Annotated in this window: 11 protein-coding genes; 7 read left to right on the top strand and 4 right to left on the bottom strand. The window is 67.7% G+C overall.

Features of this window, described 5'->3' with window-relative positions; all coding sequences use genetic code 11:
* From EDF74_RS06140 to EDF74_RS06120, 5 genes are all read left to right on the top strand, one after another.
* Positions 1 to 462: an NUDIX hydrolase gene (locus EDF74_RS06140; RefSeq protein ID WP_123729235.1), complete on the top strand. Its 462-nt coding sequence runs from the start codon at positions 1 to 3 to the stop codon at positions 460 to 462.
* Entirely contained in the window at positions 459 to 1,598 is a 1,140-nt protein-coding gene (gene mnmA / locus EDF74_RS06135) for a tRNA 2-thiouridine(34) synthase MnmA (RefSeq protein WP_123729234.1), read from the top strand. The genes EDF74_RS06140 and mnmA overlap by 4 nt, the downstream gene beginning before the upstream one ends.
* On the top strand, positions 1,595 to 2,209 hold the full coding sequence (gene hflD / locus EDF74_RS06130) for a high frequency lysogenization protein HflD (protein ID WP_123729233.1): 615 nt from the start codon (positions 1,595 to 1,597) through the stop codon (positions 2,207 to 2,209). The genes mnmA and hflD overlap by 4 nt, the downstream gene beginning before the upstream one ends.
* Positions 2,210 to 2,372: 163 nt before the next feature.
* The gene (locus EDF74_RS06125) at positions 2,373 to 3,563 is read left to right on the top strand and encodes a methyl-accepting chemotaxis protein (RefSeq protein ID WP_123729232.1); all 1,191 of its coding nucleotides are present in this window, start codon (positions 2,373 to 2,375) and stop codon (positions 3,561 to 3,563) included.
* A 99-nt stretch (positions 3,564 to 3,662) separates the two neighbouring features.
* Positions 3,663 to 3,944: a hypothetical protein gene (locus tag EDF74_RS06120; protein WP_123729231.1), complete on the top strand. Its 282-nt coding sequence runs from the start codon at positions 3,663 to 3,665 to the stop codon at positions 3,942 to 3,944.
* 507 nt (positions 3,945 to 4,451) lie between these two features.
* Here EDF74_RS06120 and EDF74_RS06115 read toward each other — a convergent pair.
* The gene (locus EDF74_RS06115; RefSeq protein WP_123729230.1) at positions 4,452 to 7,250 is read right to left on the bottom strand and encodes a bifunctional diguanylate cyclase/phosphodiesterase; all 2,799 of its coding nucleotides are present in this window, start codon (positions 7,248 to 7,250) and stop codon (positions 4,452 to 4,454) included.
* A 147-nt stretch (positions 7,251 to 7,397) separates the two neighbouring features.
* Between EDF74_RS06115 and EDF74_RS06110 the strand changes: the two genes are divergently transcribed.
* Together EDF74_RS06110 and EDF74_RS06105 are read left to right on the top strand one after the other, a co-directional pair.
* The gene (locus EDF74_RS06110; protein ID WP_123729229.1) at positions 7,398 to 9,503 is read left to right on the top strand and encodes a PAS domain S-box protein; all 2,106 of its coding nucleotides are present in this window, start codon (positions 7,398 to 7,400) and stop codon (positions 9,501 to 9,503) included.
* Positions 9,504 to 9,507: 4 nt separating this feature from the next.
* Positions 9,508 to 11,262, top strand: coding sequence for an EAL domain-containing protein (locus EDF74_RS06105; protein ID WP_123729228.1), 1,755 nt, complete (start codon positions 9,508 to 9,510; stop codon positions 11,260 to 11,262).
* 46 nt (positions 11,263 to 11,308) lie between these two features.
* Here EDF74_RS06105 and EDF74_RS06100 read toward each other — a convergent pair whose 3' ends face one another.
* From EDF74_RS06100 to flgM, 3 genes are all read right to left on the bottom strand, one after another.
* On the bottom strand, positions 11,309 to 12,538 hold the full coding sequence (locus EDF74_RS06100; protein WP_428999134.1) for an ATP-binding protein: 1,230 nt from the start codon (positions 12,536 to 12,538) through the stop codon (positions 11,309 to 11,311).
* Between the two features lie 79 nt (positions 12,539 to 12,617).
* A complete protein-coding gene (locus EDF74_RS06095) occupies positions 12,618 to 12,956 on the bottom strand; it encodes a flagellar protein FlgN (RefSeq protein WP_123729227.1) in 339 nt (112 codons plus the stop codon).
* Positions 12,953 to 13,255, bottom strand: coding sequence for a flagellar biosynthesis anti-sigma factor FlgM (gene flgM, locus EDF74_RS06090; protein WP_123729226.1), 303 nt, complete (start codon positions 13,253 to 13,255; stop codon positions 12,953 to 12,955). The genes EDF74_RS06095 and flgM overlap by 4 nt, the downstream gene beginning before the upstream one ends.
* Positions 13,256 to 13,328: the final 73 nt, after the last annotated feature.

The following is a 13,328-nucleotide window of genomic DNA, read 5'->3' as shown; positions in this document are numbered from 1 at the left end:
GTGAATGACGTGCAGGAACCGCGCTGGGCGCCCCATGTCACCGTGGCCACGGTTGTGGTCCGCGACGGGCGTCTGCTGCTGGTCGAGGAAGCCATCGACGGCCGGCAGGTGCTGAACCAGCCGGCTGGGCACCTGGAGCCGGACGAAACCCTGGCCGAGGCCGCCCGCCGTGAAACCCTGGAAGAAACCGGCTGGACGGTGCGCCTGAGCGCCTTCATCGGCACCTACCAGTGGACCGCCCCGGATGGCACGCCGTTCCTGCGCTTTGCCTATGCGGCCGAGCCGCTGTCGCACGATCCCGATCGTCCACTGGACGACGGGATCCTGCGTGCCCTGTGGCTGACGCCCGCCGAGCTCAAGGCCGACCCCACCCGCCTGCGCAGCCCGCTGGTGTGGGAGGTGGTGGCCGACTATCTGGCCGGCCAGCGCCACCCGCTGTCGATCGTGCGGGAGGCCCGATGAGCACGCCGCGCGTAATGGTGGGCGTCTCCGGGGGCGTGGATTCCTCGGTGGCCGCCTGGCGGCTGGTGCAGCAGGGCGAGCCGGTCGCCGGCCTGTTCATGCAGAACTGGGCCGATGACGGCAGCGGCGACTGCCGCGCGGAGGATGACCGCCGCGACGCCGTGGCGGTCTGCGGCCTGCTCGGCATCCCGTTCCACTTCCGCGATTTCTCCGGCGAGTACTGGCAGGGCGTGTTCGAACACTTCCTGGCCGAGTACGCCGCCGGGCGCACCCCCAATCCGGACGTGCTGTGCAACCGCGAAGTGAAGTTCAAACATTTCCTCGACGCCGCGCGCGAGCTCGGCGCCGAGCGCATCGCGACCGGGCACTACGCCCGCATCGCCCAGGTCGGCGCGCGCTGGGCGCTGCTGCGCGGCGCCGACCGCAGCAAGGACCAGAGCTACTTCCTGCACCAGCTGGGCCAGCAACAGCTGGCGGCGACCCTGTTCCCGATCGGCGACCTGCAGAAGAACGATCTGCGCCGGATCGCCCGGGACGCGCGCCTGCCGACCCATGCCAAGAAGGATTCCACCGGCATCTGCTTCATTGGTGAACGCGACTTCCGCGAGTTCCTCGGCCGTTACCTGCCAGCGAAAAGCGGCGACATCCGCGATCCGGATGGCGCCCTGATCGCCGAACATCCCGGCGTGTTCTATTTCACACTGGGTCAGCGCGAGGGCCTGAACATCGGCGGCGTGCGCGGCCGGCCGGCCGCGCCGTGGTACGTGGTCGGCAAGGATGTTGCCAGCAACGTGCTGTATGTCGACCAGGACCGCGAGAGTCCGTGGCTGCAGTCGACCCGGCTGCATTCCGAGACCGCCCACTGGATCGCCGGCGCTCCGCCCGCGCGCCAGTTCGATTGCACTGCACAGACCCGCTATCGCCAGCCCGATGAACCATGCACGGTCACCGTGCGCGACGATGGCACCCTGGCGGTGCGCTTCGCCCGACCGCAGCGCGCCGTCACCCCCGGTCAATCGTTGGTGTTGTATGACGATGAGGTCTGCCTTGGTGGCGCCGTCATTGCGGCCACCGACGCCCCCCTGGAACAGCGCCTGCGCGCCACCCCTTCTCCTTTCGAGGTATCTGCTGCATGAGTTTTTCCGTCGACGACCGCGTTCTTGCTCTGGCCGGCATCGCCCAGGCCCTGCAGCAGGTGCGCCGCATCGCCGAAACCGGCCACTCCGAAGCTGCCGTGGTCCGCACTGCGGTGGACAGCGTGTTCCGCATTGACGCCGCCACCCCCCAGGAAATCTACGGCAGCGCCAGCAATGTCGCGCCCGGGTTGCGCCTGCTGCACAACTACCTGAGCAGCCAGGGACAGGACGAGCATCTGCCCCGCCTTGCGCTGTCGGTGCTGCAGCTCGAACGCCGGTTCGTGCGCGAGCACGGGATCGTGGCCACGGTCAGTACCGGTATCGAGCGTGCCCAGTCCCAGGCCACCGAGCTGGGTGACAGCGCCCACCCGGACGTGCTTGCCGCCCTGGGTGGCCTGTACGCCGACACGATCAGCAATCTCAAGCCACGCGTGATGGTCCAGGGCAACCCGCACTACCTCGGCCAGGCCGGCGTGGTCGCCGAGATCCGCGCCCTGCTCCTGGCCGCGGTCCGCTCGGCCGTGCTGTGGCGCCAGACCGGCGGGCAGTACTGGGACTTCCTGTTCTCGCGCAAGGCGATGCTGGAAGCGGTTGCCCGTCAGCTGCGCTGAGCTGAACCACGGAAAACCCGGTCGCCGGGCCCTTGCGGGGGCCGGCACCGGGGCGTGTGCAGGGTCGCGAGCCCGCCGCGGTGATGCATGAAAATTACGCGGATGGCTAAAGCAAACGGGGGTACGGCCGATACAGCATCCGTGCACCTCCCCGAGAACGTCCATGTACTCACGCCTCTTCATCCGCTTGGCCGCCCCCCTGGTCCTCACTCTTCTGCTTCCCGTTGCCATCGGCTTCGAGTGGCCAGCCGCCCTTCGCTGGGCGATCCTGACCACGATGACGCTCAGCTGGCTGGGCTTCGCCTGGTGGTCGGCTCGCGCCCAGACCCAGCGGTCGCCCGAGCAGGCCCGCATCCTGCGTGAGCAGGACCAGTTGCTGAGCGAGCTGCGCTCGTTCGTCGGCAACGAAATCGAAGGCTCCCGCGGCGAAGTCGAACGCGCCCGTGACCTGATCCGCCATGCGGTCAGCGGCCTGGGTGGCAGCTTCGACGCCATGAACCGCAAGTCCCGCCAGCAAAGCCAGGCCCTGGCCCGCATCGTCGACCGCGCCGGTGAAGATGGCGGTGCCGGCGTCGACGTGGCCCGGTTTGCCCAGCACGCCAGCCACCGCATGGAACAGCTGGTCGAAGCGCTGGAACAGGTCAGCGGCCAGAGCAGCAACACCGTGCAGCACATCGATCAGATGGCGCAGCACCTGGATGGGATCTTCGCGCTGCTGGAGGACGTCAAGTCGATTGCCGACCAGACCAACCTGCTGGCCTTGAACGCCGCCATCGAAGCAGCGCGTGCCGGTGAAGCCGGTCGCGGGTTCGCAGTGGTCGCCGACGAAGTCCGCAACCTGTCCGAGCGCTCCACCACCTTCAACGAGCAGATCCGCAAGCTGGCCCACAGCTCCAAGGATGCCATCGCCAAGGTGCGCGAGACGGTCTCGCACATGGCCTCCCGCGATATGGACCGTTCCCGCGAAGCTCGCCATGAAGCGGCGCAGATGCTGGACAACGTGGCCCAGATCAATGCCTCGCTGGGCGATGGCATGCGCGAGATCTCCGAGTGCGGTCGCGCCATCGACAGCAGCGTGGCCGAAGCGGTCCGCGCCCTGCAGTTCGAAGACATCGCCACCCAGGCACTGGGCGGCGTGCATACCCACCTGGACCGCCTGACCGCGATCAACCGCGAAGCGGTGGCCCTGCAGGAACTGCTGCACCGTAATGGCGGCGTGTTCGACGAAGAGGTGGTGTCGGCCCTGCAGCGCACCGGCACCCGCCTGCGCGAAATGCGCACCGAGTGGGAGCGCCCGCCGCACAAGGCGGTCGCCCAGCAGAGCATGGCCGCCGGCGCGGTCGAGCTGTTCTGATCCAGCGTTACCGTGTCCATCCCGGCACACCCTGCGGCCCCGGTTCACCCCGGGGCCGTTGTGCTTGTACTACCCGCCTTGGCTGCAGATGATCGACCGATGTTGAATGCGTCCCTGTTGTCCGTTGCATCCGTGACACCCACCGACCCGGAGCCGGTGGTACAGGCCACCGACGGCGCCCTCCGGGCAGCCATCAAAGAACACGCTCCGCTGCAGGGCCGCGCCCTGATCGCGCAGTTGGAACGGCTGGCACAGCAGGAGCTGGCGATGCTGGCCAGACAGCCCGTCGATCCCGCTGCCGCGCCCATCGATCCTGCCCTCGCCGGCCTGGCCTGGGACCTGGGCCTCAGCGGCGATGATCTGGGTGCTGCTGCGCGCTGAGCGTGCATGGGTGGCGACGCGTCACCCTCAAAAGCACCGGTTTCCGGACTGACGCTTCGCCGGTATCTACTCCGGACACGACGGCCATGTCCGTCAACTCACGTCTCTGATGGAACAGCCGTGCGGGCACCCCCTTACGCCACGCACGACCCGCCTTCGCGCTGGCTGGATGATCGCCTTCCCCGTGCGCGGGCAGCGTGATGCAGGCGACCTGATTCCGCCACACCTGCAACTGCGCCGGCATCAACGGGAGTATCTCCCTGGCTGGGGGTTCGAGGAAGGCAAACGCCCGCCACGGTCAGCGGAGTTCTTCAGACGCTGCCGTTGGTTGGCAGGGCCTGGCGGAAGACGGGGAGCTGCACCTGTTCAGACAGGACGCACTGAAGGCATGGGCATTGCTGCCGCACCGCGAAGATTGGTAGAGACCCGCTGCCACCCGGCATCCTTCGCGCGGCAGGCATGCGGCGCGAAGATGTTCCGGTCTGCGCCAACGCAGACGCCTGGGGATCAGTCTTGCAGTTGCACCGCGTGCGTCGCCACTTCCAGACTCTCACGCGCCGGCGTCTGGGTGCCCAGTTTCAACCACTTCGCCAGATCGCGGGGCGCCAACGGGCGCGAGTACAGGTAACCCTGTATCTCATCGCAGCCTTGGCGGCGCAGCATGGCTTCTTCCTGCGCGGTCTCCACGCCTTCCGCCACGACCTTCATGCCCAGGGCATGGCCGAGGTGCACGATCGCCTGGGTGACTTCGGCGGTGCCGGCATCGTGCAGCATCCCTTGGACGAAACTGCGGTCGATCTTCAGGCGACCGACCGGGAACCGGTTGAGGTAGTGCAGGTTCGAGAAGCCGGTACCGAAGTCGTCCACCGCGAGTGGCACGCCGTGACGCTCCAGCACATCGAAGCAGTGGCGCAGCACGTCGGTGTCACGGATCAGCGCGGACTCGGTCAGTTCCAGCTCCAGCCGCTGCGGCGGCCAGCCGTGCGCGTGGCAGATATCGATTACGCGCTCGGCAAAGCCGCGGTCACGCAGCTGCACGGCCGAAACGTTCACGGCCACACGGTCGAACTCCAGCCCGGCCGCATCCCAGGCCGCCGCTTGTCGGCACGCCTCGGCCAGCACCCAATCGCCGATGCGCACGATCTCTCCACACTTCTCGGCGATCGGGATGAACTCAGCGGGGCTGCAGTAGCCGAATCCGGGCCGATGCCAGCGAAGCAGCGCCTCGATGGCCGGCGGCTGATCGTTCTCGGCGTGCAGCAGCGGCTGGTAGGCCAGGGTGAACTCTTCGCGCTCGATCGCACCGAGCAGCGCGTGCTCGATCTCCAGCTTGCGCTGGATCTTGGCCAGTGCGTCCTGGCTGTAGTACTGATAGGTGTTGCGCCCGGCTTCCTTGGCGGCGTACATCGCCGCATCGGCGGCGCGCAGCAGGGTTTCGAAATCCTGGCGGGTGTCGTCCAGCATCGCGATGCCGACGCTGGCGCCGACTTTCAGCGTGCTTTCGCCACGGTGAAGGGGTTCGGCCAGCGAGGCGATCAGCTTGCGTGCCACGTGGCCCGCGTCTTCCGGTGCGGCGAGGTCGCGCAGCACGACGATGAATTCGTCGCCACTGAAACGGCCGAACAGATCGTTGTTGCGCAGGCTCTGGTGCAGGCGCGAAGCGGCCGCCTTGAGCAGCGCATCGCCGGTGGCGTGGCCGAAGGTGTCGTTGATGGTCTTGAAGCCATCCAGATCGATGAAGAGCATCGCCAGCGGGCTGCCGCGATCGCGCGCTTCCTCGATCGCATCGGCGGTCTGCTCGCGCAGCAGCATGCGGTTGGGCAGGCCGGTGAGCAGATCGTAGTGGGCCAGCAGCTCGATGCGCTCATTGGCTTCGCGCTCGCGGGTGATGTCACGGAACAGCACCACGAACCGTGTCGGCAGGCCATCGCGGTGGTCCAGCTCGATCAGCACCTGCACCCAGATGCGCAGGCCGGACTGGCGGTAGAAGCACAGGTCCAGCTGCTCGGGGAGGCCACCGTCTGCGATACGCAGCAACGCCGCCTCGAACGCGTCGCGCGAGTCCTGCGTGTACAGGCTCAGGGCCTGGTCCAGCGTGATCGGTTCCTTGCGCAGGCCATGGATGCGGTAGCACTCCTCGGTCCACTGCATGTGGCGGGTGGCCACTTCTATCTCGCAGCCGCCGATGCGGCCCAGGGCCGAGACGCGGTTGAGCAGTTCGGTGCGCCAGCGGATCAGCGCGTCGGTCTGGTGCTGTTCGGTGATGTTCTGGACCTGGCCGAGCAGGCGCTGGATACGCCCTTCCGGGCCGACCAGCGGCTGCATCCACACGCGCAGGTAAAGCGCATTGCCGGTGCTGCGGGTCAGTTCCAGCTCCAGCGTGGCCGCTGCGCCATCGCGCCACATCCGGCGCCAGGCGCGACGCAGCCGGCCGCGGGATTGCGGTTCCAGCTGACGCAGCCAGTGGCGCCGGCCGTGCATGGGGTCATCGCCGGTCTGGAGCAGGGCCCGGAACTCCGGCGACCACCAGAACTGGCGCGCCTCCGGATCCCACGACCAGCTGCCCATGCTGGCGATGCGCTGGGCTTCGCGCAGGTGCACCTGCTGCTCGCGCAGCTGGGCTTCCATCTGCTTCTGGGCCTGGATGTCCGTATGGGTACCCACCATGCGCAGCGGCTGGCCATCGGCGGTCCGGGTGACCACGCGGCCGCGGTCCAGCACCCAGCGCCACTCGCCATCGGGGTGGCGGGCGCGGAACTGGGCAGTGTAGGCGGCGTTGTCCCCGCGCAGGTGCGCATCCAGTGCGGCGCGTACGGCCGGCTGATCGTCGAGGTGGACATGCTCCAGCAGCGCGCTGACGCCGTCTGCATGGGCATCGGACTCCTCGATCGGCTGGCCATCCCAGCGGCGCGAGCGGCGCACGCTGTCGCTGGGCAGATCCCAGTCCCACAGCCCGTGGCCCGCGTGATCCAGCGCTACTTCCCAGCGGCTGCCGGCAACGCTGGCGACCGGCTCGGGCACGCTCACGGTAAAGGCCAACAGGTGGCCGTCGGGGTCGTGCACGGCGCGCATCCAACCATCGAAGCGACCGGCCGGGCCGCCCGGCAGCTGGCAGGGAATCAGGCCGCCATCCGCGGCGAGCAGGCGCAGGTCCTCCAGCATCTCACCGTACGCAGCGATCGTCGCCGGCAGCCCATGCTCACGCGCGGCCGGGTTGGCCGCGAGGGGTCGACCGGCACGGTCGAGGATGACCAGCGCCGAAGCCAGCGGGTGCTGCAGCAGACTCGCGATAATCCCTTGGTCCACGCCTGTAACTCCGATAACGCACCCGACAGCCGGGAACGCAATCGTTAGCGGCGGGTTTTGCGGATTATTGAGCGCTCCGGCCACCTGCATCCTCATCCCGGACAGGTAAGATGACGCTCGCCTTTCCCGATCGGCCCGCCCTGCCCCATGCCCACCGACCTGCCAGGCCACCCCGCCCCCGCCGCCGCGACCTCGCTGGCCCGCGACCTGCGCCGCGACCGTTGGCGCGTGGTAGTGGCCTACCTGGTGCTGGCGCTGGTGTGGATCCTGTGCAGCGACGCGGCGGTCAAGGTGGTGGCCGGCGATATGCAGACCGCGGCCCAATGGCAGACCATCAAGGGCACCTTCTTCGTACTCGCCAGTGCCGCCCTGATCTATCTGCTGCTGCGCCCGCTGGCCCAGCACGTCCTGAGCACCCATGCCCGCCTGGAGTCCTCGGAGACCCGCCACCGCCAGATGTTCGAAGGCAACCCCGGGCCGATCCTGGTCTATGACCTGGATTCGCTGGCGATCCTGGACGTCAATCCCGCCGCCGCCAGCTTCTTCGGCTACAGCCGTGACGTCTTCACCGCGATGTCGATCAATGCCCTGTGGCCGCCCGGCGATGTCCCGGCGCTGGAAGCCAAGCTGGCGCAGATCCGCGACAACCCCGAGCAGCTGTGCGTGATCACCGCCGATCTTTGCCTGAGCGATGGCAGCGCCCGGCGCATGGAGATGCGCAGCAATCTGATCAGTTATGGCGGCCGCCGTGCACGCCTTCTGATCGCGATCGACCGCACCCGTGAAGACCAGGCCCTGCTGCGCCGCGACCAGGCGCTGGCGCGGGTCGAGGAGGCGCACGAGATGGCGCGCATCGGTGCATGGGAGATCGACCCGGCCACGGGCCTGGGCCGCTACGCCAACCAGGTCTATCGCCTGCTCGGCCGGCGTCCGCCCGAAGCCCGCCGCTGGCATCGCTTCGAAGAGCTGCTGGTGCCGGCCGACCCGGCCACCGCCGCGCTCAGCGAGCAGCTGCTGCAGGACATGGGCTCCGGTGAGCCGGTGCAGATCGACGTGCTGTTGCCGCTGCTGGCCATGGACGGACGGTCACTGATGGTGCACCTGCGCGCCGAGAGCGGGCAGGACGATGCCGGCCGGCCGCGCGTGCTTGGCACCCTGCAGGACGTCACCGAGCGTGAGCAGTCGCGGCGCCTGCTGCGCGAACGTGAGGAGCAGTTCCGCGAGCTGGTGCGGGTGCTGCCCGATGGCGTGGTGATCCTTTCCGAAGAGCATGTGCTGTACGCCAATGCCTGCGCAGCGGCGCAGTTCGGGTACGGCCAGCAGACGCTGCTCGGCGAACCACTGGCCGGACTGGTCGCTGCTGATGATATGCCGCGGGTCCGCGCACAGCTGTTCGCACAGGTGCCCCAGCAGAGCGTCGGTGCGGGCGAGGTGATCGGCATGCGCCGGCTCAACGGCCAGCGCTTCCAGGCCGGCCTGGCGGTGGGCGATGTGCGCTACGGCGGTCGCAACTGCAAGCTGCTGATCGTGCGTGACCTCAGCGAGCCCGAGCGCATCCGTGAAGCGCTGGAGACCAGCAACCGCGAACTGCAGGCCATGGCCGGCCGCCTGTTCTCGCTGCAGGAAGACGAACGCCGGGCGATCTCGCGCGACCTGCACGACGACATCGGCCAGGCCATCACCGCGATGAAGCTGTCCGCCTACGCGGCGCAGGACGAACAGGATGCCGCGCGCCGTGATGAGGACCTGGCCCAGATCATCCAGCTGGCCGACGCCACCGTGGGCAAGCTGCGCGACATCTCCACCCTGCTGCGCCCGCCGCAGCTCGATGCACTGGGCCTGGAAGCGGCGCTGCGCTGGCAGGCCGGCGTGCTGTTCCGCTCGGCGGCGATCGAACTGCTGCCGGATATCCAGTCCCTGCCACGCCGGCCGGCCGGCGATATCGAGCAGGCCTGTTTCCGCATCGCGCAGGAAAGCCTCACCAACGTGCTGCGCCATGCGCGCGCCAGCCAGGTCAATCTGCACCTGCGCGACGTCGACGACCAGGGCCTGCACCTGCAGGTCCGCGATGACGGCGAAGGCTTCGACCCGGAAGGCCCGCGCGGCCTCGGCCTGATCGTGATGCGCGAGCGCGCGCAGAGCGTGGGTGGCACCCTGCGCATTGAATCGGCGCACGGCGCCGGTACCCTGATCGACCTTTACCTGCCGTACCGCGCCTCCGGCGCGACGGCTCACGACTCTCTGGAACACTGAGCCCATGTGGAACCCTTCCCTGCCCCTGGTCAGCATCGAGGACGCACCGCCCCGCCTGGGCGCCGGCAACCCTGAACTGCAGGCCATGGTGACCGAGGCTGCCTCCGGCGGCACGCCGTTGATGCTGATGCACGTGGACATCGACCACTTCGCCTCGGTCAACGAGAACATGAGCGCCGAAGTGGGCGATCAGGCCCTGGTCCTGGTCGCCCAGCGCCTGCAGCACCACCTTCGCGGGCGCGGCAAGCTGTGGCGGCATGGCAGCGATGAGTTCCTGCTGGCGGTGCCGCGCACGGCCGAGATGCCGCTGCCCGAAGATCTGGCCGAGGAGATCCGCCAGCAGCTGGAGCTGCCGCTGTCGGTGCTGCCGTACACGCTGTTCATGACCGGCAAGCTGGGCGTGAGCCTGTGCCCCGAACACGCCACCGGCGTGTCGCGCCTGCTCGATCACGCCGAAGACGCGCTGCACCAGGCCGCCCGCGAAGGCGGCAATGCGGTGCGCATCCATGCGGTGGATACGCCCTCCAGCGCGCACAGCGAGAGCATCATCGCGCGCCAGATTGTCGACGCGATCCCCAATGGCGAGCTCAAGCTGCGTTACCAGCCGCTGGTGAGCGCCCGCGACGGCCACGTGGTCGGCATGGAGGCGCTGCTGCGCTGGCAGTCGCCCACGCTGGGCATGCTGGTGCCGGAGCGCTTCATGCGCACCGCAGAGCGGCTGGGCATCATCGTGCAGATCGGCACGTGGGTGCTGGAAGGCGCCTTGAAACAGGCCAAGCTGTGGCGCGACCAGGGCTTCGACGATTTCACCATCGCGGTCAACGTTTCCACGCTGCAGCTGCTGCGCCCGAACTTCTTCGCCGAGGTGATGTCGCTGCTGCAGGCGGCCGGCGTGCCGGCGCACATGCTCACACTGGAGATCAACGAAAGCGCGCTGACCAACAACGTCAACTTCGTCCACGAAACGCTGGTCAACCTGCGCAACGAAGGCATCAGCCTGAGCCTGGACAACTTCGGCACCGGTGATTCCAGCCTCAGCGCGCTGGTCCGCTACCCGGTGGACAAGCTGAAGATCGACCGCAGCTTCATCAAGAGCGCGCCGGCCGGCAACCGCGAGGCCGCGATCGCCCGCGCGATCATCGCCATGGGCCACCAGCTGGGCATGACGGTGATCGCCAACGGCGTGGAATCGCAGGCACAGCTGGGCTTCCTGCGCCGCAACGACTGCGATGTGTTCCAGGGCTATCTGTTCGGCGAACCGATGTCGGCCGATGCCGCCGGCATGACCCTGCGCCGGCGCTACCTGCGCCCGGAGGCCTTCGCCGAGACCCGCCCGGATCGCACGCTGTTGCTGCTGGACGACGAGGAGAACGTGCTGCGCTCACTGGTGCGCCTGTTCCGCCGCGACGGTTACCGCATTCTCGCTGCCGGCAACGTGCGCGATGCGTTCGATCTGCTGGCCATCAACGACGTGCAGGTGATCCTGTCCGATCAGCGCATGAGCGACATGAGCGGCACCGAGTTCCTCGGCCGGGTGAAGATGCTCTACCCGGACACGATCCGGCTGGTGCTGTCCGGCTACACGGACCTCAACACGGTGACGGACGCGATCAACCGCGGCGCGATCTACCGGTTCCTGACCAAGCCGTGGAACGACGATGAGCTGCGCAAGCATATCCATCAGGCGTTCCGCACGCATGAAGAACAACGCCGCGCGAATACCTCGCCGATGGTGGCCGCCGGCGCGGCAGACGAGTGATGGCAAGGTAGTACCGGCCGCTGGCCGGCACTACCCTGCCGTCCGATCAGCGCGGCTGCTTGATCGGCAGCACCACGCGGAATTTCGACCCTACGCCCGGCGTGCTGTCCAGGTCGATGCGGCCGTGGTGCTTGTTGATGATGCTGTAGGAGATCGACAGCCCCAGCCCGGTGCCGCTGCCGACCGGCTTGGTGGTGAAGAACGGATCGAAGATGCGCTGGCGCAGATCCGGTGAGATACCACCGCCGGTATCCTCGAATTCCACCCAGACCGTCTCGCCATCCACGCCGGTACGCACGTTGATCGTGCCGCGGTCGGCGATGGCATGGCCAGCGTTGAGCAGCAGGTTCATGTAGACCTGGTTCAACTCCGACGGCAGGCATTCCACCAGCGGCAGCTGGCCGAACTCGCGGTGCAGGGTCACCTTGTACTTGAGTTCGTTCCAGATGATGTTGATCGTGGATTCCAGACCGGCATGCAGGTCGACCAGCTTCCACGATTCATCGCGGCCGGAATACGAGAAGTCCTTCAGATCGCGCACGATGCGCGTCACCCGCTCGATGCCTTCGCGCGATTCGGCCATCAGCTGCGGCAGATCGCGGCTGATGAAATCGATGTCGAAGCGCTGACGGATGTCGTCGATCTCCGGGATCAGCGCCTTCGGGTCGGGCGCGCGCAGCGCACGCTCGTAGGCTTCGATCACGGTGAACAGGCTGCGCAGGTATTCCTGCAGGCTGCCCAGGTTGGAGTGCACGTAACCGATCGGGTTGTTGATCTCATGCGCCACGCCGGCCGCCAGCTGGCCGATGGAGGCCATCTTTTCGGACTGCAGGAGCTTTTCCTGGGTGCCATTGAGGCGCAGGTAAGCCTGGCGCAGTTCGGCATGGCGCTGCTGCAGCTCACGCTCGTAGTCTTCCTGGCCTTCGATACGGCGGAACAGCGCCAGATAGTGCCGCTGACCGCCATCGTCATGATGGTAGACGTGGGCGATGACCATGCGCTCGCCCACCGGCAGGCTGCCATTCCAGTGGCCGTGGAGGCGTGCCTGCTCCAGCGCATCCGGCGGCAGCAGTTGGCGCAGCCATTGCGCAGGTGTCAGGTCGGCATCGCGTTCGGCCTGGCCGAGGATCTCACTGACCGCGGTGTTGGCCAGCGCGACGCTGCCGTCCTCACGAAACAGCAGAACCCCTTCCTTGATCCGCTCGAACAGGGCGAGCAGAACCGGATGCGGGGGCAACGGGGCGGTGACAAGGGAAGACGTTACGGTCACGGTCACATCGAGGCGGCTGGAAACAGGCGCCCAATATACGCGGTGACGTCATCGTCGGCAGCCTGCGGCCGCCGGATCGGGCTGCTCAGGCGACCGCGAGCGGCCGCCGGGTGTGCAGCGTGTGCGACTGGCCCTTGGCGTCGTACGCCGAGGAATCTTCGCTGCGGCCGAGTTGGCGCAGCGCCCAGTTGACCTCGCGGCGGCGCCGCGAGAGCAGCACGCCGTTGGCGCGATTGCGCTCGGCCAGCTCCTGCACGCGCTCGGCCTGGCCGAGCGGCAATGCGGCCTCGAGGGCACGCAACGCCTCCAGCTTGGCACCGGTCGCGCGGATCAGGGCCTGCACGTCATGCTCGACCAATGCCTGGCGCTCGACGTCCAAGGCATCGCTGAGGCGCTGCAGCGGCTCGCTCATCGCCAGCTTCATCCCTGCAGCTGCTGGTCCAGCTCAAGCATGCGCGAAGCGATCGCGTCGGGATTGATCTTGTAGGTGCCGTTCTGCAGCGAATCACGCACGGCCTGGACACGGTTGGCATCAATGGCCGGGGCCGTGGACAGTTCACGCTGCATGGCCTGCAGGCTGGTGGCTTCGCCGGTCAGGCGCAGGCTGTCGGCAGCCTCCACCGGGCGCGCCGGGGCATCGGTGCTGACGCTGGGCTTGTTGCCGAGCGCAACACTGCGCAGATGGGCGGTGGCCTGCAGGTTGCCGTCGATTTTCTGGCTCATGGGTTCGTCCTGGGATTGCGGTTCACAAGGGATAACGGCCAATCAGCCGCCATCTTTAGGGGAATATTGCAGG

Source organism: Stenotrophomonas rhizophila (assembly GCF_003751305.1).
In the GTDB taxonomy this organism is placed as follows: domain Bacteria; phylum Pseudomonadota; class Gammaproteobacteria; order Xanthomonadales; family Xanthomonadaceae; genus Stenotrophomonas; species Stenotrophomonas rhizophila_B.
The sequence above is the reverse complement of the archived record's forward strand: the minus strand, read 5'-3'. Positions and strand labels throughout refer to the sequence as shown.